We start from the raw sequence: 15646 nt of genomic DNA, 5'->3' as shown, positions 1-15646 counted from the left end.
AACGTAGCGCCGTGGTCCCCGACCCGGCGGTCCCCGACGCGTCCGACGACGGCGACACGACGGCGACCAGCGACGGCGCCGGCGCGGCGACGGCGGCCGACGAACGGTCCGACGATCCGGACGCCGCCGACCCGGTCGAGGCGCGCCTGGACGACGCCCTGGAGCGGGTCGCCCACGGCGCGACCGTCTCGGTGCCGAGCATCCTCGTCCAGCGCGGGCTGACCGTCGCCTTTACCGCGGTCCTGACCAACGGGTTCGCGGCGAGCTCCTACGGCGTCTTCGCCGTCGCGCGGCGCCTCCAGCAGTTCCTGTTGCACGTCGCGCTGGGTTTCCGGAGCGGGCTGAGCCGCTTTCTGCCGAACGCCGACTCGCCGGCCGAACGCGACGCCCTGGTGACGGTCGCCGGGCTGCTGCTGGGGGCCGTCGCGACCGCCTTCGGCGCCGGGCTGTACCTGGCCGCGCCGCTGGTGACCTCGCTCACCGACCAGCGGCCGCTGTTCGAGACGACGCTCCGCGTGTTCGCCGTCGGCCTGCCGGCGACGGTGTGGCTGTTCACCGCGACGGAGGTGCTCCGCGGGCTGGAGGAGGTCGCGGCGCTGAACCTCGCGCTGCGGGTCGGCTTCCCGGCGGCCCAGCTGCTCGTCGGCGTCGTCGGCGCGGTCGTCTTCGGGGATCTGGTCGCCGTCGCAGTCGGCGTCGTCGCCGTCTCGGGGTTGACCGGCCTCGCCGCGACCGCGTGGCTCGTCCGCGAGCGCGGGATCGGGCTCCGGTTCCGGCGAGCCGAGAGGAGCGACGACACCGAACGAGAGGAGGGCGCGAGCGCTCCCGACCTCCGCTCGGTGGGGCGCCGCTACGTCCGCTACACGGCTCCGCTGTTCGTCGGCGGGGTGGCGACGACGATCCAGCGACTCGGGTTCTACCCGCTGATCGCCGTCTACCTGACGGACGTGGCGGGCGGCGTCTTCGCGGTCGGGATGGTCGTCGGGTCGCTCGTCAGGCTGCCGCTGATCGGGCTCAACCAGTTCGTCCCGCCGGTCGCCGCCGCGCTCCACGAGGACGACCACCGTGCGGCACTCTCCCGGTTCTACCACGTCACCAGCCGGCTCGTCCTCGTCGGCGTGGTCGGCCTCTCGGTCCCCGTGGTCGTCTACCGCGAGACCGTGATGGCGCTGTTCGGACCGGCGTTCGTCCCCTACGCGCCGCTTCTGGTCGGGTTCGTCCTCGCGCAGTTCGGCGCCTGCGCCGCCGGCAGCGTCGGCATCCTCCTGATGATGACCGACAACCAGCGGCCCTACCTCGCGGTCAACGTCTGTATCACCCTCCTGCTGGCCGCCGTCGCCGTCCCGCTGACGGTCCGGTACGGCCTCGCCGGCCTCGTGGCGAGCTACGTGCTCATGCTGACGCTGAACAACGGGCTGGAGGTCGCCGTCCTCTACCACTTCGAGCGGCTCCAGCCGTTCACGCCGCTGCACGGGAAGCCGCTGGTCGCCGCGGTCCCGCTTGGGGTCGTCGCCTGGAGCGCCAAGGCCGCCGTCGCCGGCCCGGCGGCACCGGTCGTCGGCGTCCTCGGGGGGCTCGCGGCGTACGCGGCGACGCTCCGGTTCCTCGGGTTCACGCCGACGGAACGGCGGCTGGCCGGCACCCTCCGCGACCGGTACCGCGCCGCGCGAGCGCGGGAGTGAGCAGGACCGCGAGGAGCGCGTCGGCGACGGAGAGAGCGATCCGGAATCTCCCGGTTCTTTGAGGCGCCGGCCCGACCACACGCGTATGGATTTGCAACTCGACGGCAGCGCGGCACTGACGACGGCCAGCTCCAGCGGTCTCGGCCTCGCGAGCGCGAAGGCGCTCGCCCGCGAGGGCGCGGACGTGGCGGTCTGCGGCCGCACCGAATCGCACCTCGAATCGGCCGAAGCGGACCTCGAATCGCTGGGCGACGGCGACGTGCTCGCCGTGGAAGTCGACCTGACGGACCGGGCGGAGGTCGAGGCCTACGTCGATCAGGTGGCCGAGGAGTTCGGCGGGATCGACCAGGTCGTCATGAGCGCGGGCGGGCCGCCCAGCGGCGCGTTCCTGGAGATGGACGACGAGGACTGGTACGGCGCCTACGACACGCTCGTCATGTCGGCGGTCTGGACGACCCGCTTCGCCCACCCCCACCTCGCCGAGTCCGACCAGGGGTCGATCACGGCGATCACCTCGCGGTCGGTCCGTGAGGTCATCGACGACCTGGTCCTGTCGAACGCGGTCCGCCGGGCGGTCATCGGCATGGTCAAGACCCAGGCGCGGGAGTTCGCGCCCGACGTTCGCGTGAACGCCGTCCTGCCCGGTGCCCACGAGACCGCCCGTATCGAGGAGCTCATCGAGGACGGCGTCGAGCGCGGCGAGTACGACAGCTACGAGGAGGGGCTGGAAGACAAGGGCTCGTCGGTCCCCCTCGGGCGGATCGGCGACCCCCAGGAGCTCGGCGACGTGGTGGCGTTCCTCGCCAGCCCGCGGGCGAGTTTCGTCACCGGGACGGCGCTGCCCATCGACGGCGGCGCGATGCGGAGCTAGAGCGGGCGCCGCTCCGGGGCGGTCTCGCGCCGCCGGCCGAGCAGGTACCCGGTCGCGGTCCCCAGCGGGAGGGCGAGCCAGCCGACGTAGAGGAGGTTGACGAGCCCGACGAACAGCGCGGCGCCGACGCGCTCGACCGGACCGGCGGTCCCGCCGAGCGCCTCGCCGAACAGGCTCGCCGCGAGAACGAACCCCGCGGGACCGAAGACGCCGGCGAGCGCGCCGGCGAGCGCGCCGCGGCGTCGAAGTCGCCAGCGCCCCACCCGTTCGACCACCGCGAGCCAGCAGCACGCGCCGACCGCCCCGACGCCGAGCGCGACGAGCGCGAGCGCGCGGCTCTCCCAGGCCGCACCGCTCCAGGGTGCGACCGAGAACGCCGCCACCAGCCCGGCGCCGACGGCGCCGAACGACAGGCCGGCGAGCGCCGTCCACCGGAGCGACGACCCGTCGGCCATCCTCACCGCGCCCCCGGCGACCCGCCGCCCTGACTCCCGCTGGCGGCCGTCAGCGACCAGACGAGCAGCCCCAGCGAGACCAGCGCGACGAGCACGGAGACGACGTAGCCGACCGAGTCGGCGGTCCCGAGGACCGCCCCCGGCAGGAACGCCGAGACGACCAGCAGGACCGTCGCCGAGACCGTCCCCGCCAGCGCGAGGATCAACAGCCAGAAACGAACTGCCGGGTCCATACCGGGAGCGTCTTGGCGTCGACGGGCTTTGAGCGTTCCGGCGGGCTCCAGCGCGCGCCGACCGCACCACAGCGACGCGTCCCCGTATCGAGCGACCCGAGAACCAGCGGCGGGAGCCAGTCCCGGGACGAAAGCCGGTCCCGCCCGGCTACATCGCGGCGCCGGGCTGGTACTCGCCGAACTCGTCGCGCAGCGTGTCGCAGATCTCGCCGGTCGTCGCGTAGGCCTTCACGGCGTCGACGATGTACGGCATGAGGTTCTCCTCCCCCGCGGCGGCGTCGGCGAGCGCCGCCAGCGCCGCGTCGACGGCCTCGTCGTCGCGCTCCTCGCGCACCGATTCGAGCCGCTCGATCTGGGCCCGTTCCTGCTGTTCGGAGACCTCCTCGATGTCGGGGTCCTGGGCGTCCTCCTCGACGGTGTACTCGTTGACGCCGACGATGACCCGCTCCCCGTTCTCGATCTCCTCCTGGCGCTCGTAGGCCACGTCCTGGATCTGGCGCTGGACCCAGCCGTCCTCGATTGACTTGCGCATCCCGCCGCGCGAGTCGACCTCCTCGATGATCGCCCGGGCCTCGGCCTCGACCTCGTCGGTCAGCGACTCGACGTAGTAACTGCCGCCCAGCGGGTCGATGGTGTCGGCGACGCCGGACTCGTGGGCGAGGATCTGCTGGGTCCGCAGCGCGGTCCGGACGGACTGTTCCGTCGGGAGCGACAGCGCCTCGTCCTTGCCGTTGGTGTGGAGGCTCTGGGTCCCGCCCAGCACCGCCGCCAGCGCCTGGTAGGCCACCCGGACGACGTTGTTCTCGATCTGCTGGGCGGTCAGCGTCGACCCCGCGGTCTGGGTGTGGAACTTCAGCTGCTTGGACTCGGGGTTCTCCGCGTCGAACCGCTCCTCCATAATCCGCTTCCACATCCGCCGGGCCGCCCGGAACTTCGCGACCTCCTCGAGGATGTTGTTGTAGGAGGCGAAGAAGAAGGACAGCTGAGGGGCGAACTCGTCGACCGCCAGGCCGGCGTCCTGGGCGGCCTCGACGTACTCGATGCCGTCGGCGAGGGTGAAGGCGATCTCCTGGGCGGCGGTCGAGCCGGCCTCGCGGATGTGATACCCCGAGATGGAGATGGTGTTGAAGTTGGGGACCTCCTCGGCGCAGTACTCGAAGATGTCCGTGATGATACGCATCGACGGCTCGGGCGGGAAGATGTAGGTGTTGCGGGCGATGTACTCCTTGAGCACGTCGTTCTGGATGGTCCCGCGCAGTTCCTCCCGGTCGACGCCCTGCTGGTCGCCGATGGCGATGTACATGGCCAGCAGGACGCTCGCGGGGGCGTTGATCGTCATCGAGGTGGACACCTCGTCCAGGGGGATGCCGTCGAAGACCGTCTCCATGTCCCGCAGCGAGTCGATGGCGACGCCCGCCTTGCCGACTTCGCCGGCGGCCATGCCGGCGTCGGAGTCGTAGCCCATCTGGGTGGGCAGGTCGAACGCCATCGAGAGGCCGGTCTGGCCCTCGTCCATGAGATACTGAAAGCGCTCGTTGGTCTCGCTGGCGGTGCCCATGCCGGCGTACTGGCGCATCGTCCACAGCCGGCCGCGGTACATCGTCGAGTAGACCCCGCGAGTGTACGGCTCCTCGCCGGGGAAGCCCAGGTCTTCCCCGTAGTCCAGGTCGGCCACGTCCGCGGGGGTGTAGAGGGGGTCGACCTCCTGGCCGCCGGTGTCGGTCTCGAAGGTGTCCTTGCGCTCGCCGAAGCGGTCGACGGTCGGCCCCCGGGTCTCGGCCTCCCACTCCTCCTTGCCCTCGCGGATGGCCGCGAGGTCGTCGGAGTCGAACATACCCCCGTGTTCGCACGGCGGCCCCTTAGCCGTTGGCTGGAACCGGGTTTCGTGTCCAGTTCGTGTGGCCCCGATCGGACCTGCTAGCTTACGAGAAGACATTTACATTCGCGTACACATCTCGCACCATGGCTAACGGGCTCGTTTTTCTAGCGTTCCTGACGCTCGTCGTCGGACTCGTCGGAACCGTCTGGGTCTTCGTCGACGCGGCCGAGAACAGCTCGCAAAGCGCGGTTCTCTGGGGTCTCGTCGCTTTCTTCGGTGGCTTTCTCGGGATTCTCCTCTACGTGCTTCTCGGACGGGACGGCGGAACCGGGGAGGATCGAACACGGTCCGTTCCCGACCGAGGTACGGGGAAAATCAGCCACCGGTGCCAGTCGTGCGGCGAGAAGTATTACGCCCCCGACAGCGACATTGACACCTGTCGATCCTGTGGAGGCATCCGGGTCGAGCGGCTGAACTGACGCAGCGATGCCCCTGCAGCGACCGTCCTGCCGTCCGGGGACCGGCGGATCCGTCAAACCGGTCGAGCGGGGGACTGCGAGGAGTACAGCCCGACACGAGGCGGTACGTCTACGTCCTGGACCGAGCAGCCGCCGACGGTTCAGCGCGGTCCACCGTCGAAAAAGATGGTTTATATGCGCCACGGCGTACCGATCGGTATGACAGACGACGCGGACGGGGGGAGCTGGGTCTCGCTGTTCTCCGGCGGGAAGGACTCCTCGTGGGCGCTGTACCGGGCGCTCGAACGCGGCCTGCCCGTCGAGCGACTGGTGACCGTCCACCCGGAGGGCGACTCCTACATGTACCACGTCCCGGCGACGCGACTGGCCGGCCTGGCCGCCGAGAGCGTCGGGATCCCGCTGGTCGAGGTCGAACCCGACGACTTCGGGGCCGGGGAGACGACCGACTCCGGCGCGCAGGGCGACGCCGAACTCGAACCGCTGGAGGCGGCCCTGCGGGAGCTCGATCCGGACCTCCCCGGCGGCCTCGCGGGCGTCACCGCCGGCGCGGTCGAGAGCGAGTACCAGACCTCCCGCATCGAGGCGATGGCCGAGCGCCTCGACGCCGAGGTGTTCGCGCCGCTGTGGCAGCGGGACCCGCGGGAACTCGCCGACGCGATGCTCGACGCCGGCTTCGAGATCCGTATCATCCGCGTCGCCGCCGGCGGCCTCGACGAGTCCTGGCTCGGCCGGACGCTCGACGCCGACGCGCTCGACGAACTGGAAACTCTCAACGAGCGCTACGGCGTCCACATCCTCGGCGAGGGCGGCGAGTTCGAGACAGTAGTCACCGACGGGCCGCACATGGAGCGGGCGATCGAACTGGAGTCCGAAACCGAGTGGGACGGGACGCGCGGGACGCTGCGGATCGAGGACGCGTGGCTGGCGTGACCGTTCGGCGCCACAGGCGCCGATTCACCGGACGCGAGCGAACGGAGTGAGCGAGGCGTCCGGCTTTTTCGCCCACGTTTTTGCCGCCCGGGTTCCCCGCAGCGCGCCGGCGGCGCGCGAGGAAACCCGGGTGGGAAAAGGTGGTTCTGAGACGGAGTGGGACGGGACGCGCGGGACGCTCACGATCGCGGACGCCTGGCTGGCGTGAGTGGCTGGCGCGGGGTAGGATCTTCCGCGATGGAGGTGCTTCAAGAGCGTCGGGGTACAACCGTGGCGTCGTGAACCGGGAGCGACTGGAGTCGGAACTCGAACGGTTCGAGGGCGACGCGGACGCGCGGCGGGTGGTCGCCCGACAGGCGCGGGACCTGGCGGACTCGGGGCGGGTCGCCGAGGACCTGGGGTACGAACTCACCGCCGACGCGGTGGTGGACGAACTCGCCGACGCGCCGGCGGACCACTCGCTGGTCGAGCGGTGGAACTGGTGGATCGGTTCGCTGGAACTCTCTCACGGCGGCTACGAGCGGTTCCAGGTGCGAGTGTACTGAGCGAGGCCGGGCCAGCCCGAGACCGGCGCGCGCTCGTCAGAATACGCTCAGCCCGTGCGACTCCCGTGCGTGCTCGAGCAGTTCCTCTGTGGTCTCGAACTGTTTCCCACAGCTGCACGTGTGATATGTCGGAGTCGGGTCCGACGTGGACTGGCGTGTCGCCATGTCTCTCCGTTCGACCCCGACGTTAATAATTGTTTATCCGATACGTGTTGACGTGACATGCGATCAGTGCGAACGAGTCCCAGACGACGCGGGGCTGCCGGCGCCCGAGCGGCCGGTCGGCGGCCCGGCGGCGGGTTCCCCACGCGGCTTCCGGGACCGGTGGAGCTAACCGGGGGAGGGCCGACGACCCGGACATGACACGCGTGCTCGTGCTCGGGGAGAACACCTTCCCGTTCCACGCCATCGACGAGAAGCGCGACGCCTTCGCGGCCGCGCTGGAGGGATACGACGTGACGATCACGACCGACCGCGACGCCCTGACCGGCGAGTACGACGTGCTCGTCGACTATCTCACCGACTCGTCGCTGTCCGACGAGCAGCTCGACGCGCTGCTGGGCCACGTCGAGTCGGGCGGCGGCTACGTCGGCGTCCACTGCGCCTCGGACCTGACCTCCGTCGCGGCCGACGACCCCGACGAGGTGCTCGACCACAACGAGGAGCCGTTCCCGGAGCTGCGCGAGCTGATCGGCGGCCACTTCCTCACCCACCCCGAGCAGTCCGAGTTCGGCGTCGACGTCGTCGAGCCCCACGCCATCACCGAGGGCGTCGACGACTTCACCGTCTACGACGAGCCCTACCAGGTCGAGGTAGACGACGACCTGCAGGTGCTCGCGACGATGGACCACCCCGACCTCGAGGACTACCCGGTCGTCTGGACCAACGAGTCGGCCGGACGGGTCGCCTACGTCTCGCTGGGCCACACCGACGAGGCGCTCGCGAACGACTCGTTCGTCGCCCTGCTGCGCAACGCCGTCGAGTGGGCCGACGCGAACTGACCGCGGGAGGGCGGCACCGTCTCGGCTCGCGACAGCGGCCGGCGCACCGCCTCCCGTCGCGGTAGCCGTCGCCGTCAGTCGGCGGGATTCACGTACAGCCCGTAGCGGTAGTACTCCTCGCCCAGCGCCAGGAACAGCCCGTTCTCGGCGCTGGGGGGCTCCTCCCCCGCGGCGTCGAGGGCATCGGCCAGCCCCAGGTCGGCGAGTAACTCCCGGTATCCCGCCGAGAGCGGCGTCGTCTCCTCGTAGCCGTCGCGGTACAGCATCAGCCGCTGGTCCTCCGAGAGGGAGTCGGGGTCGAGACGGGCGTCGACCATGTCGCCGTCGAGCGCGCGCTCGAACCCGGCCTCGGAGTCCGCGACGGGGACGGCGACACCGGTCCTGGCCGGCTCGGCGAACTCCCGGCGCTCGACGGAGACGCCGAGGACGGTGCCGTTGTACTCGACGTAGTCGTGCAGCGGGTCGGGCGCCAGCCCGCTCGTCGGTCCCTCGTAGCCCCGCCGGTAGACGTACCCACCGGCCTCGACGACGTTCCCGGGGGCGGTCCCGCCCATCTGCCGGTGGCGGGCGGCCACGTAGGCGATCTTGACCGCGCGCTGGTCCAGCCGGGTCAGTGCCGGATACCGGACCCGACCGGGCGGGTCGTCCAGTTCGTCCAGGCGTCCGACCCACTCCAGCCGGAGGACCGGCCGCTCGATCCGTTCGAGCCCGGTCGTCACGACGGACAGCCGGTAGTACGTCCCGTCGCGCTCGACGTACTCGCCGCCGGGAATCGGGGGGTAGCCGTAGGTGGTCGGGCGCTCGGCGGCGACGGCGGCGTCGACGTTCGCCGCGTAGTCTGCGGTCCAGGGGCGAGGCTCCGCGGGCGGTTCCCACAGCGCCAGCGGCGCCAGCGACGTGCCGATCCGGTCGGCGTCGAGCGTGTAGGTCGGCTGCTGCTCGCCGGACAGCCCCTCGACGGCGGTACAGCCGGCGAGGGCGGTCCCGGCGGCGACGCCGGCGGCCGCGAGGAGCTCGCGACGGGACGGGGAGGGCATCGGTCGTGATCGGCGAGTCCGGGACAAGTGCTTTCGGGTCCGACCGGAGCGGATCCGTCCACTCGCGGCGGGAGACGATGGTTACAAGCCGCCGCCCGCACAGCCTTGAGACATGGATCCACAGGAGTTCGTCGAGACGGTCCGCGAGGAGGCGGCGACGCCGCTGTCGCGGCTCGGGTCGTCGAAGGCGCTGTACGCGGACACCGAGGGCGAGATGGACGACGACGCGGTGCTGGGGGCCGCGGCCGACCGCGCGCACTTCGCGGCGGAGCGCTTCGACGCCTGGGCCGACGAGGAATCGGGCGACGTGAGCGAGCTGTTCGCCGACGCCGCGGCGACCGAACGCGACCACGCCGAGGCCGCGGCCGGCGAGCGCGGCGAGTACGAACCCGGCGAGTCTCCGGCGGTCGTCGCCCACCTCGGGACCGTCACCGGGACCGCCGAGCGGCTGGCCGCGTTCGTCGGCTGGGCGCTCGCGGCGGGCAACAACGCCGACCAGATCGTCGGCTACTTCGTCGGCCAGGCCAGCCCGCGGACGGCGAGCACGTTCCGCTCGTTCGGCGACGACTACGACGAGTACGTCGAGCGGGCGAGCGACCTGCTCGCCGACGAGGCCGACGACCCCGACGAGGCGGTCGCCGCGGCCACCGCCGCCATCGAGGCCGACTACGAGGACTACTTCGAGACGCTGGAGTCCCTGGGCGTCAACCCGAAGCCCGTCTGTTAGGAGGTGCATCGGACGGTCAGGACAGGCGAACGTGTCGCCGACGCGTTCATCTCGCATGAACAACTATTTTTACGGAGGGGGTTCACAGGGGGCGTGTGCGACGGGTCCTGGCGCTGGCGTTGCTGGGCATCGTCCTCGTCGCGGGCGTCGGGGCGCTCGGTGCGAAGACGGCCGACGCCCGCGACGAGCCCGCGGCGACGCCGACAGGCGAGGCGAGCGAGTCGCCCCCGCTGGGGAACGGGGGCGCGAGCGACGCGGTTCTCGAAAAGCTCGACCAGCTGCTGGCCGGTCACCGGTCGGCCGCCGACGCCGCGAACGGAACCGCGACCGCGAACGGGTCGTCGACGGACAGCGGCGACACCGACCCCGCGACCGCCCCGTTCGCCAGGGGCAACGACACCGGGAACGCGCTGGATTCGGACGGCGACGGCCTCTCGGACGCGCGCGAACGGGAGCTCGGGACCGAGGTGTTCGACCCGGACACGGACGGCGACGGCCTCTCCGACGGGCGGGAGATCGAACTCAACACGGACCCGCTGAACCCCGACACGGACGGCGACGGCGTCTCGGACGGACGGGAGGTCGAGCGGGGGACCAGCCCGCGCTCGGTCGACGCCGACGCGGACGGCCTCACCGACCAGCGCGAACTCGAACTCGGCACCGATCCCTTCGACCCGGACACCGACGACGACGGGCTGAGCGACTGGCGCGAGGTCGAAGTGGGCACCGACCCGACCGACCCCGACACCGACGGCGACAGACTGCTCGACGGGTGGGAGGTCCGCGGCGAGACGCCGACGGGCGCCCGGCTCCCCGGCAGCGACCCGCTGGCGATGGACCTGTACGTCCAGGTCGACTACGCCCGCGGCGTCGAGCCCGACTCGGCCGCCTTCTACGACCGCGTCGAGGCCGAGTTCGCGGAGATGCCCGTCCGTCGGGCCAACGGGTCGGGCATCGACGTCCACGTCCGCAGGGGCGGATACGTCAACGAGACCGCCGTCTTCACCGGCGGGAACTTCGACGCGCTCCGCAACGATCTCTACCGCGACCGGCTCGGCCCGCGGGCCGGCGTCTACCACCACGTCGTCGTGACCCGCTTCGTCTCCGACGAGGTCGGCTACGGCTCGGTCGGCGGCCAGTTCGCGCTCGTCGACGCCGGCGCGGCCGACCGGACCCAGCGCCACGTCGTCGTCCACGAACTGCTCCACAACGTCGTCGGCCGCATCGAGGCGCCGGGCGCCTGCGACCGCGACCCCCACCACTACTGCGAGGGCGGCTGGCTGACCCCGCAGATCACCCCCGGCGAGGACGAGTACCTCCCCGTCCCGCTCGCCGCCGAGATCGAACGCCAGGGCTTCCAGCCGTAGGCCCCCGCGGCGCGACGACGGTTCTGTCGCCCCGGCGGAGCGACCGGTCGCCGGCCGGTGCCGCCGCTGTCACTGCCGCGGCTGGGGCTGGGGTCGCGTCCCCGCCCCGGGCTGGCCCTGTCCCGGCGCGGACAGTCCCGCCTGGGGCGTCACGCCCTCCGGGAGGACGTACCACAGCCGTTCGTGGGGCACGAACCCCACCTGCTGTGGGTCGCTCGTGTCGTAGCGTTCGCGGTCCTGCTGGTCCTCGGTCCCGTAGAGGACGAGCCCGTATTCGTTGACCTCGTACCTGGCGCAGTCGACGACGGTCCCGTCGGTGCAGTACACTTGCATGGGGTCACCGGTTGGGCCGCGAACCGGTTGAACCTGCCGTCGACTCCGGTGGGTGCGGTGTCGGCGTGAGGAAAACGGTCCTCCGCGGCGGGGACTCCCGCCCGCGAACGGGTCAGTCGTCGGCGGCGACGGTGTCGTCGGCCGCCGCCCCGGTTGCGCCGCCCGCGTCGTGCTCGGCGACGAACGCGAGGAAGTTGTCGAAGACCTGCTTGGCCTCGCAGGCGGCGTCGTAGTTCTCGGGGGTGATCCCGTCGAGCACCGACTGGATGCGCGACTCGGGGAGCTGCCCGTCCTTGCCCTTCGTCACCTCGGCGGCGGCGTCCATGTCGTACTCGGGGTGGAACTGGACGCCGAACACCGGGCCCTTGCGGAAGCCGTGGACGCCGTAGTCGTTGGCGGCCAGCCGCTCGGCGCCGGGCGGCAGTTCGACCACGCTGTCGGAGTGGGTCGTGAAGACGGTGAACTCCGTGTCGATGCCGTCGAACAGCACGGAGTCGCCCGAGTGCTCGACGGTGCGGTAGCCGATCTCGTACTCGCCCATGTCCTCGACGGTCCCGCCGAGCACGTCCGCGAGTAGCTGGTGGCCGTAACACACGCCCAGGAGCGGCAGTCCGCGGTCGATCGCCTCGCCGACCCACTCCTTGGCCGGCGGGATCCACTCCTCGTCCCAGTAGACCGAGGCGCGGGAGCCGGTGACGACGCACCCGTCGAACTCGAAGGTCTCCGGGAACTGTCCCGACGGGAGGTGAAACTCCGTCAGGTCGGCGTCGAGTTCCCGGCGGAAGTTCCGGCGGTTGCCCTCGGCCTCGTGGGCTGCGTTCAACAGGGCGATGCGCGGCCGTGTCATCGTCCTATGCCAGCGGCTCGGCGACCAAAAGCCTGTCCACACTGGCAGCACTACGCCCCGTGCGATCGATTCTCGTCCGCGTTCCCGCCGGGGTCGTCGGTTCCGTCCGCCCCGGCGTGCTCGTTCTCGCCACCGTCGCCACCGCCGCCGGCCCGCGACCGGGCGAGCAGCGCCGCGGCGACGCCGCCGTAGCCCGCCGCGACCGCCAGCAGCCAGAGCGGCTGGTCCGTCAGGAACCACGGGACTGCGACCCCGTACCCCAGTCCCAGGAGCGCGCCCGAGGCGGTCCGAACGGCGTTGACCCCGCGCCGCCGCGTGAACGTCGTGACCGCCCAGTCGACCAGCGCCGGCGCCGGCCCGCAGGCGACCAGCCACGGCCATGCCGCCGGCCCGGTGTCGGTCAGGACGAGCGCGACGCCCGTCAAGATACCGGGGTAGACGCCGCTGCAACGGGCGCAGAGGCGGACCGTCCGGCCGCCGAGGGCGAGCCGGTGACAGCGGTAGTACTCGTCGGGCTCGTGGTGGCTGAGGAGGTACCGACCGGTGCGTGCGAGGCCGGTGTGGAGTTCGCCGGCCGCTCGATGGGCGCGGGCGGCCCGAGAGCGACCGGGACGGCCGACGGGCGAGCCGCCCGGGCGCCCGGCTGCTGCCGGCTCAGTCCTCCATGTACTGGCGGCGAAACTCCTCGTCGTCCTTGGTGAGGTAGATGACGCCCTCGATGATCCCGATGAGTCCGGGGATCCCGGACCAGAAGAAACAGAGGTAGAGGACCCCGAGCTTCGTGTTCCCGAGATAGAACTTGTGCGCGCCGAAACTCCCGAGCAGGATGGCGAACAGCGCCGCGACGATCCGCTCGTCGTTCGACCCCGACCCGGGCTGGCGGACGCCACACTCCGGGCAGATCTCGGCCTTCTCGTTGATGACCGCGCCGCACTCGGAACAGAACTTCTCGTCCGGGCCCTTCTGGCGGCCGCCGTCCGAGCCCGCGGGCTGGCCGCCGCCCGCGCCCGTGGACTGGCCCCCTGCGTCGTCGACGGTGCCCGCATCGCCCGAGCCGCCCTCGGCGGTCGACTCGCCCTCGGCGGTCGACTCGCCCTCGTCGACGCTGTCGCTCACCCAGCTGTCGTCGCTCCCGTCGTCGCCGTCGACCGGCGGCTGTCCGCCGCCCTGTCCCGACTCCGTCTCGCCGGGGTCGCCGTCCCGGTCGTCGCGCTCGTCGTTCGACATACCCCCGACGACGACTGTCGCCGGTGTAAAACTACCGACGGTCCGCGGGTCCCCGCCGACGAACCGGGGTCACTCGCTCCCCTCGAACGCGCCGAGCAGCGCGTCGTTGACCGCGGCGCTCTCCTCGATAAAGCAGAGGTGCCCGCCCTCGACGGCGGTGAACTCCCCGCGGGGGAGTCCCTCGGCCAGGTCCCGGCCCGCCGCCGTCGGGACGACCGCGTCGTCGACGCCGTGGAACACCCGGGCGGGCGTCGTGACCTCGTACAGCGAGTCCGAGCGGTCGAAGCGCCGCATCGCGGCGGCCTGGGCCTCGAAGCCCGTGCGGTCGGCGTCCTCCTCGCGGCGCCAGCCGACGATCTCGTCGACCACGTCGCCGTGGGCGTCGAGGTCGGCCGCGAACGCGTTGCGCAGCGAGGCCCGGAGCGCCTCGGGGTCGTCCCGGGGCGCGAACAGCGAGTCGAGCGCGTCGGCGTCGACGCGGTCGCCGTCGGCAGTGGTACCAAAGAGCGTCAGCGACGCCGCGCGGCTGTAGCGGTGCGCGTGCTCCAGCGCGACCATCCCGCCGAGGCCGGCGCCGACGACGTGCGCGTCGGCGACACCGTGGTCGGCGAGGACGGCTTCGAGGTCGCCCGCCAGCGTCCGGACCGCGTAGGGACCCTCCGGCGCGTCCGAGCGGCCGGTCCCGCGCAGGTCCCAGGTGACCGTCTCGAAGCCCTCCGCGAGGGCGGCGTGCTGCCAGCCCCACACCCACGCGCCGTAGCCCGCCGGTTCGACGAACACCACGGTATCCGCGGCGCGATCGCCGTCTTCGGGCGGCCGCGGGTCACCCCGCGCCTCGTAGTAGAGGTCGACCCCGCCGTTCGTGACGACTGTCATGGGTCGGTGTTGGCACAGTCGCCGTAAGGGCGACTCGGTTCGCGGGCGCTCGCGGTGACCGCACCGCACGCGGGGGAAGACACTTACCCGCGACGAACCGATCCGGCGACCGCCATGGCCCTCCGCAGACGCCGCGTCCTCGCGAGCGTCGCCGCGGTGGCCGGGAGCGCCGCCGGAGCGGGCTGTGCCGGGCTCGGGTCGGGCGTGACCGACATCACGCTCGACAACGAGTCCGAGAGCGAGCAGACCGTGACGCTGGTCGTCACACCGACCGACGGCGGCGACCCGCTGCTCGACGAGACGGTCACGCTCGACGCCGGCGGTGGCACCGGCTACGAGGAGGTGGTGGGCGACGAGACCGTCGAGGTGCGCGTCTCCGTCGAGGGCGGCCCCGAGGAGACCCACGAGTGGTCCGACACCGAGACCGACTCGCACGGACTCTACATCGACGTCACCGGCGAGTCGATCTCGTTCACAGAGGGGACGGCGTAGCGGTCGGGCGGGCGGCGCCGCGGCCCGTCTGGGCGACGGCCGCTCGGAGACTTATAGGTCGGCCGACCGTACCGCCGGGCGATGGAGTACCGGACGCGGCTGGCCGCGAACCTCGCCTCGGAGTCGGAGGCCTACGGCTACACGCTGACCATCTGGGGGAGCGGGGCGCTGCTGATCCACGCCTACAGCGTCCCGGACGTCTGGCGCATCCTGTCGTTCGTCGCGGGCGCGCTGGTCGGGTTCGGTCTGCTCGCGGCGGTCGCGTTCGAGGGGTTCTCGACGCAGCTGAGCGTCGAGGAGTCGCCCTCGTCGCTGGTCGTCTCGGCGATCCACATCCTCTCGACCGGCGGGGCGCTGGCGGCCGTCAACCTCTTTCTGGACGCGACGCCCCAGGAGTGGCCGCTCGCGACGTTCTTCGCCGTCGGCGCGCTCGCGACGGTGACGTACAACGTGCTGTTGCTGCTCGAAGCGGTCGCCGTGCGAGCGGTCACCTGAGCGGCGTCCCGACGGTCGCCCAACGCGGTTCGAAAACGAACGGATTCGGCGCGTTACAGGGCTGTGTCGTCGAGGCGGCCGGCCGTTCGGGCGTCGCCGGTGGGGTCGACCGCGCGGGCGTCGTCGACGCCGAACAGTTCCGGCGCCACGTCGAAGGCCGCGTCGGCCGGCTCCGCGACGCCCTCGGCGGGGCGGTCCGCGGCGGGACCGCGGTCGGCGTCGTCGACCAT

General features: G+C 71.8%; 18 protein-coding genes and 2 pseudogenes. 10 read left to right on the top strand and 10 right to left on the bottom strand.

Annotated elements, in window-relative coordinates:
- Positions 1–11 precede the first annotated feature (11 nt).
- On the top strand, positions 12–1682 hold the full coding sequence (locus E3328_RS14950) for a lipopolysaccharide biosynthesis protein (protein WP_135365420.1): 1671 nt from the start codon (positions 12–14) through the stop codon (positions 1680–1682).
- A gap of 85 nt (positions 1683–1767) precedes the next feature.
- Positions 1768–2553, top strand: coding sequence for an SDR family oxidoreductase (locus tag E3328_RS14945; protein ID WP_135365419.1), 786 nt, complete (start codon positions 1768–1770; stop codon positions 2551–2553).
- Here the strand turns inward: E3328_RS14945 and E3328_RS14940 are convergent.
- From E3328_RS14940 to E3328_RS14930, 3 genes are all read right to left on the bottom strand, one after another.
- Positions 2550–3008, bottom strand: a complete 459-nt coding sequence (locus E3328_RS14940) for a hypothetical protein (protein ID WP_135365418.1) — start codon at positions 3006–3008, stop codon at positions 2550–2552. The genes E3328_RS14945 and E3328_RS14940 overlap by 4 nt on opposite strands.
- 2 nt (positions 3009–3010) lie before the next feature.
- Positions 3011–3241 (bottom strand): hypothetical protein, encoded by a 231-nt coding sequence (locus E3328_RS14935; protein ID WP_135365417.1) that lies wholly within the window; start codon positions 3239–3241, stop codon positions 3011–3013.
- A gap of 148 nt (positions 3242–3389) precedes the next feature.
- Positions 3390–5075: an acyl-CoA mutase large subunit family protein gene (locus tag E3328_RS14930; RefSeq protein ID WP_135365416.1), complete on the bottom strand. Its 1686-nt coding sequence runs from the start codon at positions 5073–5075 to the stop codon at positions 3390–3392.
- 128 nt (positions 5076–5203) lie between these two features.
- Here E3328_RS14930 and E3328_RS14925 point away from each other — a divergent pair, with 128 nt between their 5' ends.
- The 4 genes from E3328_RS14925 (at position 5204) to E3328_RS14910 (ending at position 8015) form a co-directional block, all read left to right on the top strand.
- A complete protein-coding gene (locus E3328_RS14925; protein WP_135365415.1) occupies positions 5204–5539 on the top strand; it encodes a PLDc N-terminal domain-containing protein in 336 nt (111 codons plus the stop codon).
- Positions 5540–5737: 198 nt separating this feature from the next.
- Positions 5738–6469 (top strand): diphthine--ammonia ligase, encoded by a 732-nt coding sequence (locus E3328_RS14920; RefSeq protein WP_135365414.1) that lies wholly within the window; start codon positions 5738–5740, stop codon positions 6467–6469.
- A 278-nt stretch (positions 6470–6747) separates the two neighbouring features.
- A complete protein-coding gene (locus E3328_RS14915; protein WP_135365413.1) occupies positions 6748–7014 on the top strand; it encodes a WNWW family protein in 267 nt (88 codons plus the stop codon).
- Positions 7015–7373: 359 nt separating this feature from the next.
- A complete protein-coding gene (locus tag E3328_RS14910; protein ID WP_135365412.1) occupies positions 7374–8015 on the top strand; it encodes a ThuA domain-containing protein in 642 nt (213 codons plus the stop codon).
- 74 nt (positions 8016–8089) lie between these two features.
- Here the strand turns inward: E3328_RS14910 and E3328_RS14905 are convergent, their stop codons facing one another.
- Positions 8090–9052 carry a hypothetical protein gene (locus tag E3328_RS14905; protein ID WP_135365411.1) on the bottom strand — a complete coding sequence of 321 codons (963 nt, stop codon included), beginning with the start codon at positions 9050–9052 and terminating at the stop codon, positions 8090–8092.
- A gap of 112 nt (positions 9053–9164) precedes the next feature.
- Between E3328_RS14905 and E3328_RS14900 the strand changes: the two genes are divergently transcribed.
- Positions 9165–9779, top strand: coding sequence for a rubrerythrin family protein (locus E3328_RS14900; protein ID WP_135365410.1), 615 nt, complete (start codon positions 9165–9167; stop codon positions 9777–9779).
- 95 nt (positions 9780–9874) lie between these two features.
- The gene (locus E3328_RS14895) at positions 9875–11146 is read left to right on the top strand and encodes a hypothetical protein (RefSeq protein ID WP_135365409.1); all 1272 of its coding nucleotides are present in this window, start codon (positions 9875–9877) and stop codon (positions 11144–11146) included.
- A gap of 69 nt (positions 11147–11215) precedes the next feature.
- Here E3328_RS14895 and E3328_RS14890 read toward each other — a convergent pair whose 3' ends face one another.
- The 5 genes and pseudogenes from E3328_RS14890 to E3328_RS14870 form a co-directional block, all read right to left on the bottom strand.
- Positions 11216–11479: a hypothetical protein gene (locus E3328_RS14890; RefSeq protein ID WP_135365408.1), complete on the bottom strand. Its 264-nt coding sequence runs from the start codon at positions 11477–11479 to the stop codon at positions 11216–11218.
- A 112-nt stretch (positions 11480–11591) separates the two neighbouring features.
- Positions 11592–12326 (bottom strand): type 1 glutamine amidotransferase, encoded by a 735-nt coding sequence (locus E3328_RS14885; protein ID WP_135365407.1) that lies wholly within the window; start codon positions 12324–12326, stop codon positions 11592–11594.
- 50 nt (positions 12327–12376) lie between these two features.
- Positions 12377–12802, bottom strand: a pseudogene (locus tag E3328_RS14880) (DUF2085 domain-containing protein); the annotation flags it as partial.
- A gap of 178 nt (positions 12803–12980) precedes the next feature.
- Positions 12981–13295 (bottom strand): annotated as a pseudogene (locus E3328_RS22855) (NINE protein); the annotation flags it as partial.
- A gap of 327 nt (positions 13296–13622) precedes the next feature.
- Positions 13623–14429: an alpha/beta fold hydrolase gene (locus E3328_RS14870; RefSeq protein ID WP_135365406.1), complete on the bottom strand. Its 807-nt coding sequence runs from the start codon at positions 14427–14429 to the stop codon at positions 13623–13625.
- A 114-nt stretch (positions 14430–14543) separates the two neighbouring features.
- Here E3328_RS14870 and E3328_RS14865 point away from each other — a divergent pair, with 114 nt between their 5' ends.
- Entirely contained in the window at positions 14544–14921 is a 378-nt protein-coding gene (locus tag E3328_RS14865; protein WP_135365405.1) for an Ig-like domain-containing protein, read from the top strand.
- Between the two features lie 81 nt (positions 14922–15002).
- Positions 15003–15416, top strand: a complete 414-nt coding sequence (locus E3328_RS14860) for a hypothetical protein (RefSeq protein ID WP_135365404.1) — start codon at positions 15003–15005, stop codon at positions 15414–15416.
- A 53-nt stretch (positions 15417–15469) separates the two neighbouring features.
- Here the strand turns inward: E3328_RS14860 and E3328_RS22080 are convergent, their stop codons facing one another.
- Positions 15470–15646, bottom strand: a complete 177-nt coding sequence (locus tag E3328_RS22080) for a hypothetical protein (RefSeq protein WP_167837413.1) — start codon at positions 15644–15646, stop codon at positions 15470–15472.

Source organism: Halosimplex halophilum (assembly GCF_004698125.1).
In the GTDB taxonomy this organism is placed as follows: domain Archaea; phylum Halobacteriota; class Halobacteria; order Halobacteriales; family Haloarculaceae; genus Halosimplex; species Halosimplex halophilum.
The sequence above is the reverse complement of the archived record's forward strand: the minus strand, read 5'-3'. Positions and strand labels throughout refer to the sequence as shown.

Coding starts and splice junctions, on each gene's coding strand:
- E3328_RS14945 (WP_135365419.1), top strand. CDS start 1,768: ATGGATTTGCAACTCGACGGCAGCGCGGCACTGACGACGGCCAGCTCC.
- E3328_RS14940 (WP_135365418.1), bottom strand. CDS start 3,008: ATGGCCGACGGGTCGTCGCTCCGGTGGACGGCGCTCGCCGGCCTGTCG.
- E3328_RS14935 (WP_135365417.1), bottom strand. CDS start 3,241: ATGGACCCGGCAGTTCGTTTCTGGCTGTTGATCCTCGCGCTGGCGGGG.
- E3328_RS14930 (WP_135365416.1), bottom strand. CDS start 5,075: ATGTTCGACTCCGACGACCTCGCGGCCATCCGCGAGGGCAAGGAGGAG.
- E3328_RS14925 (WP_135365415.1), top strand. CDS start 5,204: ATGGCTAACGGGCTCGTTTTTCTAGCGTTCCTGACGCTCGTCGTCGGA.
- E3328_RS14920 (WP_135365414.1), top strand. CDS start 5,738: ATGACAGACGACGCGGACGGGGGGAGCTGGGTCTCGCTGTTCTCCGGC.
- E3328_RS14910 (WP_135365412.1), top strand. CDS start 7,374: ATGACACGCGTGCTCGTGCTCGGGGAGAACACCTTCCCGTTCCACGCC.
- E3328_RS14905 (WP_135365411.1), bottom strand. CDS start 9,052: ATGCCCTCCCCGTCCCGTCGCGAGCTCCTCGCGGCCGCCGGCGTCGCC.
- E3328_RS14900 (WP_135365410.1), top strand. CDS start 9,165: ATGGATCCACAGGAGTTCGTCGAGACGGTCCGCGAGGAGGCGGCGACG.
- E3328_RS14890 (WP_135365408.1), bottom strand. CDS start 11,479: ATGCAAGTGTACTGCACCGACGGGACCGTCGTCGACTGCGCCAGGTAC.
- E3328_RS14885 (WP_135365407.1), bottom strand. CDS start 12,326: ATGACACGGCCGCGCATCGCCCTGTTGAACGCAGCCCACGAGGCCGAG.
- E3328_RS14870 (WP_135365406.1), bottom strand. CDS start 14,429: ATGACAGTCGTCACGAACGGCGGGGTCGACCTCTACTACGAGGCGCGG.
- E3328_RS14865 (WP_135365405.1), top strand. CDS start 14,544: ATGGCCCTCCGCAGACGCCGCGTCCTCGCGAGCGTCGCCGCGGTGGCC.
- E3328_RS14860 (WP_135365404.1), top strand. CDS start 15,003: ATGGAGTACCGGACGCGGCTGGCCGCGAACCTCGCCTCGGAGTCGGAG.
- E3328_RS22080 (WP_167837413.1), bottom strand. CDS start 15,646: ATGGTCGACGACGCCGACCGCGGTCCCGCCGCGGACCGCCCCGCCGAG.